Source organism: Pseudomonas sp. TH08, assembly GCF_016651275.1.
Lineage (GTDB): Bacteria > Pseudomonadota > Gammaproteobacteria > Pseudomonadales > Pseudomonadaceae > Aquipseudomonas.
Genome location: NZ_JAEKEE010000001.1, coordinates 1764857 through 1783995 on the forward strand (window position 1 = coordinate 1764857; position 19139 = coordinate 1783995).

Annotated in this window: 22 protein-coding genes; all 22 read right to left on the bottom strand. The window is 62.3% G+C overall.

What is annotated here, in order from left to right; translation table 11 throughout:
• Positions 1 to 177: 177 nt before the first annotated feature.
• From JFT91_RS29860 to JFT91_RS08280, 22 genes are read right to left on the bottom strand one after another with little or no spacing between them, the layout of a single operon-like run.
• Positions 178 to 300: a hypothetical protein gene (locus JFT91_RS29860; protein ID WP_277953317.1), complete on the bottom strand. Its 123-nt coding sequence runs from the start codon at positions 298 to 300 to the stop codon at positions 178 to 180.
• Positions 297 to 980, bottom strand: coding sequence for a hypothetical protein (locus JFT91_RS08180; protein ID WP_201232049.1), 684 nt, complete (start codon positions 978 to 980; stop codon positions 297 to 299). Before JFT91_RS08180 ends, JFT91_RS29860 begins: the two co-directional genes overlap by 4 nt.
• Positions 981 to 1005: 25 nt before the next feature.
• The gene (locus tag JFT91_RS08185; RefSeq protein ID WP_201232050.1) at positions 1006 to 2232 is read right to left on the bottom strand and encodes a beta-ketoacyl-ACP synthase; all 1227 of its coding nucleotides are present in this window, start codon (positions 2230 to 2232) and stop codon (positions 1006 to 1008) included.
• Complete coding sequence (gene fabG, locus JFT91_RS08190) at positions 2232 to 2960, bottom strand: 3-oxoacyl-ACP reductase FabG (RefSeq protein WP_201230094.1); 729 nt, start codon at positions 2958 to 2960, stop codon at positions 2232 to 2234. The genes JFT91_RS08185 and fabG overlap by 1 nt, the downstream gene beginning before the upstream one ends.
• Entirely contained in the window at positions 2953 to 3417 is a 465-nt protein-coding gene (locus tag JFT91_RS08195) for a hotdog family protein (protein ID WP_201232051.1), read from the bottom strand. Before JFT91_RS08195 ends, fabG begins: the two co-directional genes overlap by 8 nt.
• Positions 3414 to 4610 (bottom strand): beta-ketoacyl-[acyl-carrier-protein] synthase family protein, encoded by a 1197-nt coding sequence (locus tag JFT91_RS08200; RefSeq protein WP_201230098.1) that lies wholly within the window; start codon positions 4608 to 4610, stop codon positions 3414 to 3416. Before JFT91_RS08200 ends, JFT91_RS08195 begins: the two co-directional genes overlap by 4 nt.
• Positions 4607 to 5197 (bottom strand): hypothetical protein, encoded by a 591-nt coding sequence (locus tag JFT91_RS08205; RefSeq protein ID WP_201232052.1) that lies wholly within the window; start codon positions 5195 to 5197, stop codon positions 4607 to 4609. The genes JFT91_RS08200 and JFT91_RS08205 overlap by 4 nt, the downstream gene beginning before the upstream one ends.
• On the bottom strand, positions 5197 to 5922 hold the full coding sequence (locus tag JFT91_RS08210; protein ID WP_201232053.1) for a class I SAM-dependent methyltransferase: 726 nt from the start codon (positions 5920 to 5922) through the stop codon (positions 5197 to 5199). Before JFT91_RS08210 ends, JFT91_RS08205 begins: the two co-directional genes overlap by 1 nt.
• The gene (locus JFT91_RS08215) at positions 5919 to 7166 is read right to left on the bottom strand and encodes a tryptophan 7-halogenase (protein ID WP_201232054.1); all 1248 of its coding nucleotides are present in this window, start codon (positions 7164 to 7166) and stop codon (positions 5919 to 5921) included. Before JFT91_RS08215 ends, JFT91_RS08210 begins: the two co-directional genes overlap by 4 nt.
• Entirely contained in the window at positions 7153 to 8316 is a 1164-nt protein-coding gene (locus tag JFT91_RS08220) for a cation:proton antiporter (protein ID WP_201232055.1), read from the bottom strand. The genes JFT91_RS08215 and JFT91_RS08220 overlap by 14 nt, the downstream gene beginning before the upstream one ends.
• Entirely contained in the window at positions 8313 to 10652 is a 2340-nt protein-coding gene (locus JFT91_RS08225; protein ID WP_201232056.1) for an MMPL family transporter, read from the bottom strand. Before JFT91_RS08225 ends, JFT91_RS08220 begins: the two co-directional genes overlap by 4 nt.
• Positions 10636 to 11238, bottom strand: a complete 603-nt coding sequence (locus tag JFT91_RS08230) for an outer membrane lipoprotein carrier protein LolA (protein WP_201232057.1) — start codon at positions 11236 to 11238, stop codon at positions 10636 to 10638. Before JFT91_RS08230 ends, JFT91_RS08225 begins: the two co-directional genes overlap by 17 nt.
• Complete coding sequence (locus JFT91_RS08235; protein WP_201230110.1) at positions 11235 to 11660, bottom strand: acyl-CoA thioesterase; 426 nt, start codon at positions 11658 to 11660, stop codon at positions 11235 to 11237. Before JFT91_RS08235 ends, JFT91_RS08230 begins: the two co-directional genes overlap by 4 nt.
• On the bottom strand, positions 11653 to 13197 hold the full coding sequence (locus JFT91_RS08240) for an HAL/PAL/TAL family ammonia-lyase (protein WP_201232058.1): 1545 nt from the start codon (positions 13195 to 13197) through the stop codon (positions 11653 to 11655). Before JFT91_RS08240 ends, JFT91_RS08235 begins: the two co-directional genes overlap by 8 nt.
• A complete protein-coding gene (locus JFT91_RS08245; protein WP_201232059.1) occupies positions 13178 to 14125 on the bottom strand; it encodes a lysophospholipid acyltransferase family protein in 948 nt (315 codons plus the stop codon). The genes JFT91_RS08240 and JFT91_RS08245 overlap by 20 nt, the downstream gene beginning before the upstream one ends.
• Positions 14122 to 14856, bottom strand: coding sequence for a glycosyltransferase family 2 protein (locus JFT91_RS08250; RefSeq protein ID WP_201230116.1), 735 nt, complete (start codon positions 14854 to 14856; stop codon positions 14122 to 14124). Before JFT91_RS08250 ends, JFT91_RS08245 begins: the two co-directional genes overlap by 4 nt.
• Entirely contained in the window at positions 14849 to 16528 is a 1680-nt protein-coding gene (locus tag JFT91_RS08255) for an acyl-CoA synthetase family protein (RefSeq protein ID WP_201232060.1), read from the bottom strand. The genes JFT91_RS08250 and JFT91_RS08255 overlap by 8 nt, the downstream gene beginning before the upstream one ends.
• The gene (locus JFT91_RS08260; protein WP_201232061.1) at positions 16525 to 17070 is read right to left on the bottom strand and encodes a COG4648 family protein; all 546 of its coding nucleotides are present in this window, start codon (positions 17068 to 17070) and stop codon (positions 16525 to 16527) included. The genes JFT91_RS08255 and JFT91_RS08260 overlap by 4 nt, the downstream gene beginning before the upstream one ends.
• Positions 17067 to 17321: an acyl carrier protein gene (locus tag JFT91_RS08265; RefSeq protein WP_201232062.1), complete on the bottom strand. Its 255-nt coding sequence runs from the start codon at positions 17319 to 17321 to the stop codon at positions 17067 to 17069. Before JFT91_RS08265 ends, JFT91_RS08260 begins: the two co-directional genes overlap by 4 nt.
• Positions 17322 to 17330: 9 nt before the next feature.
• On the bottom strand, positions 17331 to 17591 hold the full coding sequence (locus JFT91_RS08270) for a phosphopantetheine-binding protein (RefSeq protein WP_201149609.1): 261 nt from the start codon (positions 17589 to 17591) through the stop codon (positions 17331 to 17333).
• Positions 17572 to 18381 (bottom strand): lysophospholipid acyltransferase family protein, encoded by an 810-nt coding sequence (locus tag JFT91_RS08275; protein ID WP_201230123.1) that lies wholly within the window; start codon positions 18379 to 18381, stop codon positions 17572 to 17574. Before JFT91_RS08275 ends, JFT91_RS08270 begins: the two co-directional genes overlap by 20 nt.
• On the bottom strand, positions 18357 to 19082 hold the full coding sequence (locus tag JFT91_RS08280) for a beta-ketoacyl synthase chain length factor (protein ID WP_201232063.1): 726 nt from the start codon (positions 19080 to 19082) through the stop codon (positions 18357 to 18359). Before JFT91_RS08280 ends, JFT91_RS08275 begins: the two co-directional genes overlap by 25 nt.
• Between the last annotated feature and the right edge of the window lie 57 nt (positions 19083 to 19139).

The following is a 19139-nucleotide window of genomic DNA, read 5'->3' on the forward strand; positions in this document are numbered from 1 at the left end:
TTTATGGAGGAGTATTACCTCTGCATCGTCTACCTGGCAGCTCAACTTGGCACCTGTAAGAACTAACAGTTTTTTAGACTTTTTTACGATAGCTGCAATTCACAGTGGTTTCGCATGATGCTCGATCTGCGTGTAAAAAGGGCGCCGAATGGCGCCCTCATTACGAGATGCTGCGCATCAATCCACGTGCGCCAAATCCCCGCGCAGCGCCACGCTCGACACCACCAACCCCGCACGGCACTGGAATTTTTCGGTGTCTTTGTACAAGTCACGCTGGTCGACGCTGGCGATGTTGATCACGGCGTTGGCGTCGGCTTTTTCGCGGCGTTCTGCAGGGTCGCGAGGGCCGATTGCAGGGCCCAGAAGCAGGCGTCTTCGTCGGATTTGTTCGAGCCGTTGGTCTTGCGGCTGCTGCTGACGGTGTCGAGTTTGCGCACCTGTTTCGGCAGGGGTTCGCCGGCCAGGTAGAACTTCACGCTACCGTCGAGCAGGCCGGCGTCGGTGGCGCGTTTGACGCCTTCGCGAAAGCTCAGATAAGTCGGTTCGTCCGCGCCCTGTTTGATGATGCCCAGGTTGTTCACCGCTTCGATGTCCGGGTTGATCGACAGCTCTTTCAGCACGTTGTCACGCAGGCGGTTGACCCAGCGGTTGTAGTTGCCGTGGATCTTGCCGTCCTTGGCGTCGAGGCCGTAGCTGCTGCGGTAGTCGATTTCGAACGAGGTCGGCGTGAACGGGATATCGACTTCGGCATGGTGGCGGCCGCGCACGGTGATCGCCGCTTTGATCATGCCCGGACGCACCGATTGCACGACCCACTGGCGGTCGTTCAGGGCGGTGACGATGGCACGGCTCATCTGTGGGGCGGTGAAACCGAGGTTTGGCGAAAACTCTTCCTTGGCGTTGTAAACCGGTTTGCTGGTGCAACCGCCGAGCACAAAGGCCAGGGCCAACAGGGCGGCGATGCGGTGAAACTGAGTCATTCCCTTCACTCCAAACGTGTTGCGGTCAGTGCCAGCGGCGGAAAATCAACGAGGTGTTGACGCCACCAAAAGCGAAATTGTTGTTCATCACGTAGTCGTGATGCATCTGGCGGAATTCGCCGCGCAGGTAGTCGAGCTTGCCGCAGTGCGGATCGACCTCATCAAGGTTGAACGTATGCACGTACTGATCGCGGTTGAGCATTTCAATGCTGAACCACGACTCCAGCGCCCCGCAGGCCCCAAGGGTGTGACCGAGAAAGCTTTTCTGCGAGCTGATCGGCATTTGTTCGCCGAACAAACTGCTGGTCGCCAGTGTTTCGGCAATGTCGCCCTGTTCTGTAGCGGTGCCGTGGCCGTTGACGTAGCCGATGGCGTCCGGCGTCAGCCCGGCGTCTTCCAGCGCCAGTTCCATTGCGCGGCGCATGGTGACTTGCTCGGGGCGGGTGGTGTGCTGCCCGTCGGCGTTGCTGCCGAAACCGACAAGCTCAGCGTGGATGTGCGCCCCGCGCGCGAGGGCGTGCTCCAGCTCCTCGAGCACCAGCATGCCGCCGCCTTCACCGATCACCAGGCCGTCGCGGCCTTTGTCGTAGGGGCGCGGGCTGGTCTGTGGGGCATCATTTTTCAGGCTGGTGGCGTACAGCGCGTCGAAGACCATGGCTTCGGTCGGGCACAGTTCTTCGGCGCCACCGGCGAGCATCAACGGCAGGCGACCGAACTTGATCGCCTCGTAGGCGTAACCGATGCCCTGACTGCCACTGGTGCAGGCGCTGGACGTCGGGATCAGACGCCCGGTGAGGCCGAAGAAGATGCTGATATTGGCGGCAGTGGTGTGCGGCATCATCCGCACGTACGAGTTGGCGTTGAGGCCCTCGGCCACCGAGTTGAGCAGCATGTTGCCGAACGCTTTGATCTCATCGGTGCTGCCGGTGGACGAACCACAGGCCACGCCCATGCGCCCGTCCTTGATCGACGGGTCGCCCAACAGGCCGGCGTCGGCGAGGGCTTTTTCCGCCGCACCGACCGCCAGCCGCGAGACCCGGCCCATGCTGCGCAGCTGCTTGCGCGTCCAGTGCGACGGCACGACAAAATCATCGATCGGTCCGGCCAGACGCGTGTTGAGTTCGCTGAAGCGATCCCACTCATCCATCCGGCGGATGCCGCTGCGGTTGGCCGCAAAGTTGCCGGCGATGGTCTCCCAGTCGCTGCCCAGCGAAGTGATGCCGGCCATGCCGGTGACGACGACGCGCTTCATCAGCACAAGCCTCCGTTGACCGCCAGAACCTGGCGGGTGATGTACGAGGCTTCCGCCGACATCAGGAAATTCACCGCACCAGCGACCTCTTCAGGGGTGCCCATGCGTTGCGCGGGGATCATTTTCATCAGTTCTTCCACCGGCACGTTTTCGTCGAGCATCGCTGTGTCGATCAGACCCGGCGCGACGCAGTTCACGGTGATTTTGCGCTTGCCCAGCTCAATCGCCAACGCTTTCGCCGCGCCGATCACGCCGGCTTTCGAGGCGCTGTAATTGACCTGGCCACGGTTGCCGATCAGCCCCGAGACGGACGTGATGCAGACAATCCGCCCCGCGGCGCGGCGACGAATCATCGGCATCATCACCGGATGCAGGACGTTGTAGAAACCATCGAGGTTGGTGCGCAGCACCACGTCCCAATCGTCCTCGCTCAACGCGGGGAATGCGCCGTCGCGGGTCAGCCCGGCGTTGAGTACCACGCCGTAATAGGCGCCGTGGGTTTCGACGTCGGCTTCGAGAATGCTTTTACAGGTTTCGCGGTCGGCGACATCGAATTGCAGGATGCGCGCGTTGCGCCCCAGTGCTTCGATTTCAGCCTGCACCGCTTGTGCTTCAGTCATGCCGCTGCGGCAATGCAGGACGATATCGTGCCCGGCCTGCGCCAGGCGCAAGGCTATGGCGCGGCCGATGCCACGGCTGGAGCCGGTGACCAGTACGGATTCAGTCATCGTTCGACTCCCTTTTTTGCACAAGATAATCAGCCGCCTGAGGCGGCCGGAACACATTCAACCGGGCAGTCGCTTCGATGCCGGGGGCGTTGATATGGCATTCGAAAACGCCCATGCCGTTGTCGTCTTCCAGTGAACGGATACCGTGAACAGTCAATTCGCTGCCCGCCGGAAACGCTTCGACGTTGCACTCGAATTTGCGCGTGCCGAGCAGGAAACCCAGCTCCACCGGATTGCCTTTTCTCCGCGCATGGCAGCCAGCGAATGCAGCCACGCTTTGCGCCATCAGTTCGATACCGACCCAGGCGGGCAGGCTGCCGTCGGGCAGGCTGAAGAGGCCGTCGGGCTTGACGGTAAGCCGGGTGAAAATTTGTTCGTCGTCGAAACTGACAATCTTGTCGATCAGGATCATGTCGCCGGCGTGAGGCAGCAGTTCGGCGAGCGGCCAGTCGGTCATGGGGCGTCTCCGATAATCAGGCTGACGTTGTTGCCGCCGAAGGCAAACGAGTTGCTCATCAGGTAGCGGGGTGCAATGGACGTCAGGCGCGCGCTTGCGGTCACCCACTGCAGCGGCGGCAGCGCGGCATCGGCCTGGCCGTCCCAGATGTGCGGCGGTAATGCGTGGTCGGGGTTATCGGCACTCAGGCTCAGCCAGCAGAACGCCGCCTCCAGCGCACCGGCCGCGCCGAGGGTGTGGCCGGTCATCGGTTTGGTCGACGAGCAGGCTACGCCGGCGGGGAACAGCGACGCGACAGCCAGGCTTTCCATGGCGTCGTTGTGCTGAGTCGCGGTGCCGTGCAGGTTCAAGTAGTCGATTTGCTCAGCTTGCAGTTGCGCGCGGCTCAAGGCTTTTTGCATGGCTTGCAGGGCGCCGCGACCGCTCGGTTCCGGGGCGGAAATGTGATGCGCGTCGGAACTGGCGCCCGCGCCAAGCAGGGCGATGGCCGGGCCGTCGCCCTGTTGTTTGCTCATCACGAACAGCACCGCGGCTTCACCGATATTGATGCCGTTGCGGTTGGCCGAGAACGGATTGCAGCGCTCGTCCGACACCGCTTCCAGCGCCGAAAAGCCATTGAGGGTCAGCTTGCACAAACTGTCGACGCCGCCGCACAGCACCGCGTCGCACAGGCCCAGATCGAGCAGACGCTGGGCACTCATCAGCGCGCGGGCGCTGGAGGTGCACGCCGTGGAAATCACATAGGCCGGGCCGCTCACTTGCAGCCATTCGGCGAGAAAGGTTGCCGGCGCACCGAGTTCCTGCTGCCGATAGTCGTATTCGGCGGGGAATTGCTGCTGGCGAATGTAATGCGCCAGACCACGGCTGGCCTCGTCGATCCCCGACGTGCTGGTGCCCAATACCACACCGATGCGCTCGCGGCCGTAGGTCTGGATGGCTTGATCGATGGCATCGCGAATCTGCAACGCGGCTTCGAGCAACAGCTGATTGTTGCGGCTGCTCTGATCGGCCAGTTCTGCCGGAATCGCCGCCAGATCACCGTGAACCGCCGCGACTGGCAGTTCACGCTCCGGCACCCAGCCGGACTCGCGACGCATGCCCGAGCAGTCACCGGCAAACAGGTTGCGCGCAACGGTCGATTTGTCACGGCCCAACGAACAGATCACGCCGAGAGCGTTCAGGTAAGCGGTCATGGCGTCGATTCACCCAACGGAGAAACGCGATAGTGCGGGCCTTGGGGCAGGTTCAATTCGAAGTGCAACGGTTGTGCATAACGGATGGCCCAACGCGGCGGCAGAGTTCGTTGCTCACCGTGTTGCTGCGCATCGGGATAATTGCGCAGCAGCTCGCCGGACGGGGTCAGGGCGAACAGCAGGGCCGCGAACAGCTCGCGGGCCTCGGGGTTCGGCGGCAGCAGGCCATCGGCTTGCCAATGACCGTCGATCAATTGCTGACGCGCCTGGGGGATGCCCAGCGGGTCCATCATCGACCAACGGATGCCCGTACCTTCGCGCTGGATCACCAAAAGCCAGTCCTGGCGTTGCTCGGCTTGCTGGCGCTCGATGTGCAGTTGCAGTGGCAGGGGCAGCGTCGGGTTGCCCGCTGGCAATGGCGCGTGGCTGGCGCAACCGCTTAGCAACGCGAACATCATCACCATCAGCCACACCCCAACCCTTGTGGGAGCGAGCCTGCTCGCGAAGGCGCGGGCCCATTCAACAAAGAGGCTGGCTGGCCCACCGCTTTCGCGAGCAGGCTCGCTCCCAAAAGTCATGTGTCGCATTAACGATCACCTTCAAGCGGTTTGCGCGCGACGACGTTGACCAGCGTCTCTTCACGCTGACCAAACGGCTTTGGTTTGCTCAGCCCAAAGCGCTCCAGCAAGCCAAAATCCTTCGAGCGGCTCCACCACAGATAGGGGTACGAAACGTTGCGCTCGGCAAACTCGAAACCCTGTTCACGAATCATCTGCAGATACTGCGCCGCACTCTTCTGCACATGCATCGGATGGCGGAACAGCCAACGAATCACCCACGTATCAATGTAAGCCTCGGTGGATTCGGCGAACAGCAGATAACCGCCCGGCTTGAGCACGCGATAGAACTCGGCGAGGGCCTTTTCCTGCTCGACCAGATGATGGAAGGTCTGGTGACAGAACAGCAGATCGACGCTCGCGTCGGCGACGTTCAGCGTCGCGCAATCGCTGCCGATCAGCTCGACGGGCAAACCCTGACGCGCCGCCTCTGCAGCGCTCAACTCAAGGCTGTGCGGGTCGGCATCGACGCCGATCAAGCGCTGTGGCGCAAAGGTCTGGCGCAGGTGAGCGAACGACTTGCCTTGCCCGCACCCGGCATCCAGCAGCACCGGGTGTTCCGGCAGCGACTCGCTGAACAGCCCGCGCAAATCGTTGATCGCTACGCGCAACACGTGGTGCTGCCAGGTGTGACTGCGCAGGAACCAGAAACCGAAGCGGGTTTCCTCGACATAGTTGTCGCTCAAGTAGTTCATGTGGCGTCCTTTGCACAGAGTTCGGAGATCATCTTCAAGCGGCGGCGCGCTTCGCTGACGAACGGATTACGTTCATCCCAGGCGTAACCGGCGAGGATCGAGCAGATCATCCGGCGGATTTCCGCTTGGCTGTCCTCATAGAAAATCACGTCCTGAAAGGTGCCGGCGTACCAGCCCTCGACGTAGCAGCGGAAGGTGTCGACACCGCGTTTCAGCGGCTCGGCAAATTCGCTTTGCCAATCGACGGTTTCGCCTTGCAGCTGACGATGCAGCACCGCTGCCGCCATGCTCGCCGAACGCATGGCAATGGTCACGCCGGAGGAGAACACCGGGTCGAGAAACTCCGCCGCATTGCCCAGCAGCGCGAAGCCCGGACCGTGCAGGGTTTTGACATTGGCCGCGTAGCCACCGAGGGTGCGCGCCGGCGTGTCCCACACAGCGTTGTTGAGCACGCCGGCAAGGCTTGGGGTTTCGGCGATGAAACCGCGCAGGCAGGCATCGAGGTCGCTGTCGCGGCCCTTGAAGTGTTCTGCAGCCGCGACCACGCCCACCGAGCAACGACCATTGCTGAACGGGATCGTCCAGAACCAGATATCGCGGTGTTGTGGATGGGTGGTGACGAGGATTTTTTCGCGGTCGAACGCCGGGTTGTCGATGTGATCTTCGACGTGGGTAAACACCGCCTGGCGCACCGGAAAGTCCGACGGCGCTTCCAGATCGAGCAAGCGCGACAACACGCGACCGTAACCGCTGGCATCGAGCACGAAGTCTGCCTCGACACGGTATTCGCTGCCGTCTTCACGACGTACATTCATTTGCGGTTTTGGCCGCTGAAAATCGACGCTGACGATGGCATCACCGTAACGAATCTCGACGCCTTGCAGCGCGGCTTGATCCGCCAGCAGTTTGTCGAAATCGGCGCGCTGCACCTGGAACGTGGTCGGTTTGCCGTCAGAGAAGGTGTCGCCAAAATCGAACGCGCTGTAGCGCTCGCCCCACGCGAACGCAGCGCCGGTCTTGCGCTGGAATCCAGCGGCGTTGACCGCGTCGAGCATGCCGGCCTCTTCGACGAAGTCCAGACAATGGCTGAGCAGGCTTTCACCGATGGAAAAACGGGGAAAATGCTGGCGCTCGATCACCAGTACATCGTGGCCCTTGCGCTTGAGCAGTGCCGCGGCGATAGCGCCGGACGGGCCGGCGCCGATGATCACGACCTGACGGGATTCCATTTCAACGATTGGCACGCGAGCTCCGGGGCAAAGGGTTTTTCAAATTCAGGGGGGCGCTGTGCAGGCCGATCATGGCTGGCAACAGCGTGGCGATCAGGCCCATCAGCATCAGCGCGAAGTACAGCGCCGGGGTGATGAGCTGTTGTTGCAGCAGCAGATTGAGAAAGACGATTTCGCTCAGGCCACGAATGTTCAGCAGCACGCTTTCGCGCCAGCGACTGGCGCCTTCGAACGAGGCGCCGGCCCAGCCGAGACCGAGCCAGTTGCCGAGCAGTTTACTGGCAATCGGCAACAGCAGCAGCGCCGCCCATTGCACCGCGCCGAGGCTGGCGAGGGCGCTGTGTACGTCAATCTGCACAATGCCGAAGGTGAGGATCAGCGGGATCGCTATCCACGTCTGTAAACGGCTCATCCAGCGCGCCGGTAATGGCAGCACCAGCGGCACTTTCAGCACTGCCATGCACAGCAGATAGCCGACGCCGAAAATCAGCGCGTTGAGTTTGAAGTGCTCGGCCATTACCAGCAGCGCGAAAAAGCCCAGGCTGTAAGTCAGCGGCCGCCGCACAGCGCACACCCACAACAGCAAAGGCACACAGGCCAGCAGCAACGGCAGCAACAGACTGCTCAGGTGCAGACTGCCCTGCGCGAGGCCGAACAGCGTCCAGCAGCTCAGGTCGATCAGAATCGCGGTTTGCACCAGACGCCGAGTGGCGGCGGGTGGGTAGTCGATATGGCGCAGATACAGGTACAGCACCGGGATCGCGGTAATGGCAAACACCAGGCCGATGGCCAGCGAGTTTAGCCACGGTTGCGCCGGCAGCAGCCAGCCTGCGACGGCGACGCCGCAGACAAACGGCACGGCAAAACTGGGCAGCGCGATTTTCACGCTCTGGCGATCCAGGCGCAGGTCGATCACGTCACTGAGGATGTGCCCGAGCAGCAGGGCAAAACTCAGGCTGTAGAGGTTCTTCAGCCACTCGGGGGCGATCAATTGTGCGCCGCTGAGTTGCCAGCCCGGTTCGATCCAGAAATACATCAGCAGTGGCAAGCCGAAGCTCGCCAGCAGTAACTGGCTGACAATCGGAATCAGACCCAAGTGACGGCCGATACGGGTGGCCACGGCGAATAACGCCAGGGCCAGCAGCCAGAATCCGACGACCATCATGTTGTCGGCTCCGCGGCACTGACGCGCTGTTCATGGCGCCCGGCCCACGGCGCGAGCATGAAGCTGAACGCCAGACCGAGGCTGACCGACAAGCCGAAATTGCTCACCGCCGGTGTGCTGGAAACCGCCAGCAGCCCGAACGACAGCCACGTGGTCAGCGCCGCCAACAGCGTGCCGAGCAGGCTCACCGCCGCACCGCCGACTTGCTCGCGCATGAGAATCGCGTAATCGACGCTGATCGCCGTGACCAGCAGCAGGCCGAACAGGCTGAACAAGGTCAGCGGCTGACCGAGCCAGCCAAGGCTGGCGAGACTGCACAGTGCGGCGAGCAACGGCAATGCGACGATGCGCAGCGCACCACCGAAACCGAACGGCAGGATCAGCACCAACACGATCAACACGCAGGACGCGAGTTTCAGTTCGGCCGCGCTGATTTGTGTCGCGGCAAACACTTCATTCAGTTCGCCGAGACGATCGACCAGCATCACCCCGGGCAAGTCGAGGGCCTGCACGCGCAACAGCGCCGGGTTATTCAGGCCTTGCAGGCTGGTCATCGCCGCGACGCCGCCTTCGGTCGCGCCGAGCCACAGTGTGCGATAAGGCTCGCCGAGCGGGCCGGCCAGTGCGGCGTCGATGTCTTCGGCGGGAACGCTCTGCAACTCTTGCAGTTCGTTTTGCAGCGCGGCGGGTGGTACTCCGAGGTCAAGCAGCGGCTGCCAGTATTGCGGCAGTTTGTTCAGTGCTGCGCGAACCTGTTCCTGTTGGCTCGGCGGACTGACCAGTTGATCGAGCGCCAGATAGCCTTGCAGTTTGTCGAGGTTGACCAGTTGTTGCAGGCGCTCGCTCAGCGCGGCCTGGCGCTCCAGCAACTGCTGCTGATTGGCGGCACGCACAAGGAAGAACTGGCTGGTCGGTTGATACCCGGTGATTCGCGCGATGGCTTGCGCTTCATCGGTCAGGTGTTGGGGGGCACCGACCCATTGGCGGATGTCGTTTTTGCTTTGCAACTGCATCAGGCCGCCAGCGCAGAAGGCGATCAGTAACGCCAACAGCACCGGCGTGCGCACGCGTTCGAGAAGTTTTTCGCGCAGATTGACCAAGCGCTCGGCCAGCGTCAGCGGCCATTGCGCCGGGCGTAACTCGACGTTTTTCAACAGTGCCGGCAGCAGACACACCGCCGACAAATACGCGCCGAGCAGGCCGGCGGCGGAGAACACTGCGATTTGCGTCAGCGCCGGGAATGGCGTCCAGGCCAGCGCCAGGTAACCAATGGTGCTGGTGATCAGGCTCAGCGTCAGCCCCGACAGCGTCAGGCGCAAGGCCGGCCAACTGCGCCACGGTTTCAGGCTCCAGCTCTTCGACAGGTAATGCAACGGGTAGTCCACCGCCACGCCGATCAGGCTGGAGCCGAGCACCAGCGTCATCACATGCATATGGCCGAACAGCGCGACACACGCCACCGCCCCGAACAGCATGCCAACCAGCACCGGCACGAATGCCAGCAATACCCGCCAGCGCCGAAACGCCAGCAGCAGCAACAGCAGGATGCCAAGCGTGGCACCGCCGCCGACCCAGGTCATCTCGCGAGTGGCTTGCTGCTGACCGTTGGCGGCGTACAGCAAGCCACTGGCGGCCAGTAACTGCACATCTGATGTCGCTGCCTGCTCACGACTGTGCTGGAGCAAATCCGCGACTTTCAGTGGCAGGTTCATGTCGAAGGCATTGCCAGTGGTGCGTGCGCGCAGCAGCACCCAGCTCTTGCCGTCGGCATCGGCGACCAACGCGCCGCTGCCGATGTCCAGTTGCACCGAACCGTGCTGCGGCTGGCTGTTCTGGATGCGTCCGGTCAGTCCCAGCCAATCGTCCTGGCTCGGCACCAGACTGAAACCGCTGAACGGATCGAACAGCGCTTGCACCCGTTGCTGGATGAACACGTCGGGATGTTCGATCAGCAGCTGCCGATCATCCGCCGAGAGCATCGCCAGTCGTCCTTGCAGCAGTTGCGTGCGCAGGGCCGGGAGATCCGCTTGCAGGTTCCACTGCACTTTCTCGAACAATCCGCTGGCTTGCCATTGCTCGCCCAGGGTTTGCGCCATGGCCACCGCCTGCTGGCGATCGGCGTGGCCGACCAGCACCAGCATTTCGCGGTTGAGCGGCTCCTGCATGCGCTGTTCGGCGCGCAGTTCGAGGGCATCCGGGTGGGTGCCGGGCACCAGTTCCATGAGGTTCGCCGACAGCGGCGCACCGTCGCGCCATTGCCAACCGGCCAGCGCACCGACTGCCAGTAGCAGCATCAGGAATAGCCAAGGCAGCCTGCGTTCACTCGGCAAAGTCATGTTGCTCCGCGTCGCTCAACGGTTGATTGGCGTTGCTGTCCTGCATGCGCAGCACGGTGCTGTCGCCCTGGGTTTCGAGCAGTTCGATGGTTTGCACCAGCGCACCGCCGTCGATATTGATCTGCTTGAACACTTGCTTGAGCAGCAATGAACGCGGGGTCAGGGTCAGTTTCCACTGCTGCGCGTCGCCGCTCAGGGCCAGTTCGAAGTCACGTTGCAAGCCACTGCTGTCACCTTGCAGCACGGCGAGGAACAAACGGTTTTGTTCGGCCCCGGCGCTCTTGTTCGGCAGCAGTTGCCAGCCGTTATCGTCGCGTCGGGCGATGCCTTTGGCGCTGATGCGGTAGTCCTGCTGCAACGGGGTTTTCAGCAGCCAGAGCAGGCCATGATTCTTCGCGAGGACGAAGCTGCCCTTGCTGATCAGTGGCTGCGGCAGGGCACGCAGGTGCTTTTCCTGGATGAACTGGCCGTGAATCACGTCCGGTTTCGCCAGTTGCTCGCTGAGTTGTTGCAGGTCGAAAGCATTGGCCAGCGCTGACATCGTCAGCAGCACCAATACGCTCAAACTTTTAACAAAAACATTCATCGCAGCATCCTTTCCACGGCATCGGTGAAGACTTTCGGAGAGGCCAGTTGCATCTCGCGACTGCTCACGTCGACCGCGACCTGCACCGAGCTGGCACGGGTCAGGCGTTCGCCGGTTTGCAGGTCAGTGATCAGGTAGTTGATCTTCAGGCGGTTTTCCCACTCGACCAGATTGGCCCGCACATTGAGCCGCTGACCAAACACCGCGCCGCGCACGTAACGCAGTTGCAGGTCGATGATCGGCCAGGCGAAACCGGACTCGACCATGTGCGTGTAGTTGTGGCCGATCTTGTCGAGCAACGCGCAGCGCGCTACTTCGAGGTATTTGACGTAGTGGCCGTGCCAGACCACGTGCATGGTGTCGACGTCGAAAAACGGCACGAGGATTTCCGTGTCAGCGTGAAGCACTCCGGCGCTACGCATGCAGCCTCCAGTGTTGCGCGGCGATGCGTTGCAGGCACAGGCGCAATTCGCCTTCCAGCGCGCGGTCTTCGATGACCGGCGGGAAGTCCTTGGCCAGTTCTGCGTGCATCGCCGCCAGCGATGGCGGCAGCGCTCGGGCGTCTGCGGCCTGGGCACGCAGCCACACGCCTTGATTGGCGGCGAGCAGAGTGGCGGCGGCGACCTGTTCGGTCAGCTCCAGCACACGAATCGCATCGCGAGCAGCGATGGTGCCCATGCTCACTTTGTCCTGGTTGTGGCACTCGGTGGAGCGCGAGAACACGCTGGCCGGCATGGTGTTTTTCAGCGCTTCGGCGGTCCACGCGCTGGTGCCGATCTGCACAGCCTTGAAGCCGTGGTTGAGCATCGCGCGATCCGCTGGCGCGCCGGAGAGGTTGCTCGGCAGACCGTGGTTGTAGCGCTCGTCGACCAGCAGCGCGAGTTGCCGGTCGAGCAGGTCAGCGACGTTGGCTACCAGATTCTTCAGGCTGTCCATGGCGAACGCGATGTGGCCGCCATAGAAGTGCCCGCCGTGCAGCACGCGCTCGGCTTCGGCGTCGATGATCGGATTGTCGTTGGCGCTGTTCAGTTCGGTTTCGATGAACGAACGCAGCCAGTTCAGGCTGTCGGCCAAGACGCCGAGCACGTGCGGCGCGCAACGCAGCGAGTAGCGATCCTGCAAGCGGTGCAGCGGTGCGGTTGGCGCGTCGATGGCCAGATCCTTGCGCAACCATGCCGCGACCTGCATTTGCCCCGGGTGCGGTTTGGCGGCGAACAGACGCTCATCGAAGTGTTCCGGATTGCCTTGCAGCGCGACCACATTGAGCGCGGTGATGCGCGTGGCCAGTTGCAGCAGATAATCGGCGCGGGCGTAGGCGAGGCAGGCGAGACCGGTCATCACCGCCGTGCCATTCATCAACGCCAGCGCTTCTTTCGGGCGCAATACCAGCGGCGTCCAGCCGAGTTCGCGGTGTACGTCGGCGGCCTGACGGCGCTCGCCACGGAACATTACTTCGCGCTCGCCCGAGAGGGTCGCGGCGACGTAGGACAGCGGCGTCAGATCGCCGCTGGCACCGACCGAACCTTCTTCAGGAATCAGCGGCAGAATGTCGTATTCAAGGAACGCGTGCAGGCGCTCCAGTAGCTCCACGCGCACCCCGGATACGCCGTGGCACAGCGACTGCAAACGCGCCGCCAGCACCGCACGGGTGGCTTGTGCGTCGAGCAATTTGCCCAGCCCGCAACCATGAAAGGTGTAGAGGTGACGCGGCAACGCTTCGACGTGATGCAGCGGCACCGCGACCACGCAGGAATCGCCGTAACCGGTGGTCACGCCGTAGATCACGCCTTCCTTGTCCAGCAACGAATCAAGAAACCGCGCGCCCTTGGCGATGCGCTCGCGATAGTCGGCGTCGCTCTGTAATTGCACGGGTGCCTGACGGTTGGCCAGGGCCAGCACATCTTCGATGCGCAAAGGGCGTTCGCCGAAGGTTACCGGCTCATGGGTTGGCGTGGTCATCGGTCTTCCAGAAAGGGTAAAAGTTGAACCATTGTTGCGGCGCTTCGAGGCAATAGTGACTCAGACGCTGCGCATAGCGGGTGGCCCACTGATGAATGACCTGCTCGCGCTCGCTACGCTTCCACACCACGGCGTCGGCGAAGGGTTCGAGGGTCAGGCGATAGTGGCCGTCCGGTTGTTTCAGGCACATCAGCAGATTGACCGGGCATTTCAGCAGGCCGGCCAGCAGCCACGGCCCTTGTGGGAACGGTGCGGGGTGGCCGAGAAAATCGACGGTCACGCTGCGTCCGCCGTGCAGCGGCACGCGGTCGCCGGCGATCGCCAGCCACTCGCCGCGCTCGAGGCGTTCGTGCAGTTGCAGCATGATCACCGGGTCGAGTTCGCTGACCTGAATCAGGCGCAGGTTGGTCGCGCCGGCCTCGCCCAGTAAACGGTTGAACTGCTCGGCGTGCTTGGTGTGTACCAGCACGTTCATGGTGACTTTTTCGCCGATCTCCGCCAGTGCCCGGCAGACTTCAAGGTTGCCCAGATGTGCGCCGACCAGCAGTTGCCCGCGACTGCCGCGCAACTGCTTGCGCAGCAGCGCCGGGTCGATGATTTCGATCTGTTCGATACGCAGCTTGCCGTTCCATACGTCGAGCTTGTCGAGCATCGAATCGGCGAAAGCCATGAACTGGCCAAATACCCGCCAATGAGTCGGGCGCAAATCTTCGCGTTGACTGCAGACGGCCAGCCGTTGCTGATACTGCCAAGCGCTACGGCGCGCCGTGCGGCCGAACAGGAAAAAGTACAGGACGATGCCATACAGCAACGGGCTGAGCAGACGCCGGCCAAGGACTTTGGCGGCGAACGCGGTGAATTTCATCAGCAGGAAACTGCCGCGCTCTTCGCGATCGGCCCAGTGCTTCTTGTCGGTCTCGGTCGTCATGCTCGCCACCGTCGCCAGAGGATCACCGGCAGGCGCAGGAGCATGCCGAAGAACAGTCGCGTGTGCATGCTCGAAATCAGCGCGTTGTCGTGGAACAGCCGAAAGTGCGACACACCGTCCAGCGGGTAATGCACGCTGGTTTGCAGCCAGCGCATCGACTGATTGCGCCACGCCAGACGCACGAGAATGTCCGAGTCGAAATCCATGCGTTTGCCGACTTTCGCCGAGTCGATCACGGCCAGCGTCGGGGCCAGCGGGTAAACGCGAAAACCGCACATCGAATCGCGGATCTGCAGCGACAGCGTGTTGATCCACACCATCACGTGGGTCAGATAGCGCGCGTACAAACGACCCTTCGGCACGCTTTCGTCGAACAGCGGATAACCGCAGATCATCGCTTCAGGGTGCGCACGGGACTCTGCGACAAAACGGGCGACATCGTGCAAATCGTGTTGGCCGTCGGCATCGACCTGCAAGGCATGACTGAAACCCAGTCGCGAAGCCTCGCGCAAACCGGTCATCACCGCTCCGCCCTTGCCTTGATTCACCGTGAGGCGCACCAGATAGACATTGTCACGCTCGGCCAGAGCATCAAGCACTTTCGCGCAGGATGGCGTGCTGGCGTCGTCCACCAGAATGCACGGCAATTCTTGCGCCAGCAGAGCGTCGACCACCGTGCCGATGGCCGTTTCATGGTTATAGACCGGGATCACTGCACAAGGGTTATGCATCGCCAGTCCCCAGAAGAATTCGGCCGCTGGAGCAGGTCGCGGTGTCGTTGCGGTAGGCGAAATACAGTTTGCTGCGCTCGGGATCGAAACGCAGGTGCAGCTGGATTTCATCGCCGGGGCGCACCAGTTGCTGAAACTTCAGCACTTCCATTCCAGCGAACGGGCCGCTCAGATTCAGCAGTTGCCGACCGAGGTTCAGCGCCCATTCGACCTGCACCACGCCGGGCAACACCGGGGCTTTGGGGAAGTGACCGCTGAAATAGGCCAGGTCCGGCGGCACGCTCAGTTGCAGGCTCCATTCACCGTCGGTTTCGAGTTGCACCAACACTTCGGGGGTTTTCGGACGATCAGCGATGAGCAGCGCCTCGACGTCAGCCTGAGGCAATTTGCCTTGGCTGTTCAGCGGCAATTGCCGCAGCAGACGCCAGCGCCGTGGCAGCGCGAGGGCTTCGCAATGTTGGCTGAGATGTCTGCGCAGGCTTTCGGTCAGGCTGCGACGCCCGTGCTCACGCAGCGCAAACAGGCCCGAAACGCTGAGCACCAGTACGGCGCCGAGGGAGGCACGATTTTCCTGCACCACGCCCATGCGCGCTTCAACCACCCAATCGTGAGCGACCAGGGCTTGTTCAAGCATTGGCAGGGAAATACGCTTCTCTTCAAGTTTGACGATCCGGTCCAGCCGCCCGAGCAGCTCGAAGCGACCATCGGCGGCGATGCGCGCAGCATCGGCGGTGTGTTCGACATGGCCGTTGGGCAGGTAGGGCGAGGCGATGAGCAACGCGCCATCGTTATCCTGACTCAACTCGACGTCAGCGAACGGTTGCCACAGGCTTTCACCCTGACGCCAGGCGATACCGCCGGTTTCCGAGCTGCCAAGGATTTCCGTCGGCCACTGCTGCAAGCGCTGATGCAGGCTCTGCGCGGCTTCAAGCGGCAACGCGCCGCCGGAGGAAAACACCCGGCGCACGGCGCTCAGGGCGGGCCAGTCGAGATTGTCGCCCATGCGCTTGAGCAACGCCGGGCTGGCGATCCAGGCGAAGGCCGGATGTTCGCGGCTGGCGCGCTGCAGGTCTTCAGAAAATGCCAATTGCTTGCGCACGAACGGGCGCCCGGCGCACAGCGGCCATAGCACCCGAAACAGCAGACCGTAGATGTGCTGGGTGGCGACACTGCCGATGATGCAGGCTTCGCCAAGATCGGCGCCCCACAGTTGCTCCAGCGCTTCGACCTCGTTGGCCAGTTGGCGCAGGGTCTTGTCGATGCGTTTCGGTTCGCCACTGGAGCCGGAAGTGCACAGACTCAGTTGGCACTGATCGAGATCCAGTTCGGCGCCGGGTAATGCCGGCTGAAGAAAGTCATGCAAGTGACGATCATCGCTGTGATCGGTCAGCCACAGGTCGACGTCACCCGACCAGCGAGCGCGGGTCTGTGGCTGCAAATCGGAAGGCAGCAACACGCTGACGCCTGCTCGCCAGGCCCCGAGCAGAGCAATGGCCAGTTCACCGGCATCTTCCAGATGCAGCGCCAAACGCTGCACGCCCTGTGCTTGCAGGCCGGCGGCAACGCTCAACGCCTGCTCGCGCAAGTGCGCGTGATCGAGGGCCGGTGCGTGGCTGATCGCCCGCGCCGGCAGCGCCTTGAGCAACAGCTGCTCAAGTTTTATCCAGTTCATGTACGGCCTCTTACCCGTTGTCGTATCAGCCATTCAATGGCAAACATCAGGCCGATCAATCCATAGGAGATCAGGCCGGTGTACAACATCCACCAATTCAGCGGCGCCCACAGGGTCAGCAGGGCGGCGCACAAACCGTTGCAGAAGAAAAACACGCTCCAGGCCACCGTGACCTTTCGGGTGTAGCGAATCGCAATGTCCGGCAGTTCCGGCTCGCGCAACCTCGCGAGTCGCTCGACCATTGGCGAGCCGTATTTCAGGCTCAGGCCGAACAGCACCAGCATGAAGCCGCTGATCAGCACCGGATACCAGCGCAGCAACAGTGGACTGTCGAATACCGCCAATAACAGACAGAAGACGATCGCCACGCAGGCCATCCACAGGCTGCCGGGTTTGCGTTCGCCGGTCAGCGCCCGCGCCAGCCACAGGCTGCCCAGCAGCAGGCCGAACTGCCACGGGGCGAAGTGCTCCATGCCGAAATACACCGCAAAGGGGTAAAGCAGACCGGCCAGCAGCAGGCCGAGGCCGATCAATCGGCTCATGCGGTCGGTTGAGCCAGACGGTAGACCGCCTCGACCACATCACCGACAGTGCGCACCGATTTGAATTCTTCGGCAGCGATTTTCTTGCCGGTCTGACGCTTGATGTGATCGATCAGATCGACCGCATCGATGCTGTCGATTTCCAGATCCTGATACAGATTGGACTCCAGGCTCACACGCGCCGGATCGAGTTCGAACAGCTCGACCAGGGCATCGCGCAGGGTGTTGAAAATGTCTTCACGAGTTTGCATGGTCCGGTCTCAAGCTGCCTGTTTTGCCGTGACGAACGCCGCAAGGCTCGCCACGTTGGTGAAATGGTTGCGGGTGTCTTTGGCGTCGGCGTCGATCTTGATGCCGTACTTTTTCTGGATTGCCAGACCCAGTTCCAGCGCGTCGACAGAATCCAGGCCCAGGCCTTCGCCGAACAGCGTCTGCTCGTCGCCGATGTCGTCGACGCTGATGTCTTCGAGGCCGAGGGCGTCGATGATCAGCGTTTTAATGTCACGATTCAGATCGCTCATCTTCGGCGAGCTCCTTAATAAAGTAAGAGTGCAAATAATCGTTGAGCTTGCGCGAGGCCTGCGGTGCGGGCCCCTGCGCGGCAAAGGTCTGTGGGTCTATATCGGCCCCGACCTGAAAACTGAAGTGCACGCGGCGATTGGGGATCCGATACCACGGTTCGGCTTTGGTCAGCGTGGTCGGGTTGACCTTGATGATCACTGGCGTGAGGATTTTCGCACCGCGCAGGGCAATCGCCGCCGCGCCCCGATGAAAGGCTGGCGCCTGCCCCGGCTGGGTGCGCGTGCCTTCGGGGAAAATGATCAGAGTCTGGCCGTTTTGCAGGGACTCGGCGGCGGCATCGAGCATGTCCATGCTGCCGTCGTTGCTGATGTATTCGGTGCTGCGCAGCGGGCCACGGGTGAAGGGGTTTTCCCAGAGGCTTTTCTTCACCACGCAATTGGCCTGGCGCACCAGGCCGATAAGAAACACCACGTCGATCAGCGACGGGTGGTTGGCGATGATCATCTGCCCAGGACGGCCCAAGCGCTCGGCGCCTTGAATGTCGTAGGTCAGCACACCGGTGCGGGCCATGAACCGTACGAAAAACCAGAACAGGCGACTGACGGTTTGCCGTGCGCGTTGGCGATGTTTCAGCGCATCACCGGGCAGGCAGCCAAGCAGCGGAAACACCAGCACACGCAGGCACAGCCCGCCAAGCCCGAACAGCGCGAAGCTGGCGGCGGTGGCGAGCAGGCGCCAGTAATAGGCGTCGCGGTGTTTCTCGGTCACGGGTTGCGTTGCCAAGTCCATAGACGATTTTTCCAGGCATGTTGGCAAAGGGGTTGCTGGCCGAGCAGGGCGCGCAGCAGGTTAAGCGCGTGAGGCCATTGCGTTTTGGACAGTGCTTCTGTGGTGCTGTTCAGGGTCAGCTGCCAGTCGGTACCGGGGGTGAGCAACAGGCCGACGGCGTAGGGGAACGGTACATCGTCGATCCACTGTGCATAGGCGGCGGGTGGTTGTTCTTCGCTGATCACCAGCAGTACCGCAGGTGCGCCTTCATTGAGCAGCGCAGCGGCTTCCAGCATGCCGTGCTCTAGGCCGTCGCCAGCCGCGGCGAGGGCGGTCATTTCGCTGGTTTCGCCGCGCATGATCGACCACAGGCCAATGATCGCGTTGTGCACGGAGAGGCTGAACTGAGTCGGTGACAGCGGCTGCTCGGTCGCCAGATCGCTGAGGATCTCGTAGGTGCGTGGGGTTTCGCCATGGCGAGAGACGAACACCAGCGGCAGGTTTTCCCGTCCGTCGGCCAGCGGCCAGCCAACACTGAACGCCATGCGTGCCAGTCGACTGAGGCGGCGGCGTTGCATGGCCGGCAAGAACGACACATCGGGCGCGGCATCACTGCTCTGGAGCACGACTGGCTGTCGGCTCCAGGCCTGCCAGTCGTCCACGCTGTCGAGCCCAGGGGCCCACGCGCGCCATTGGGCGATGTTGAAGTTGATCACGGACATTCATCCCGCCCCTGCGGGCTTTCATTGACGCTATGGAGTCGCCAGAGCTGGGCTGAC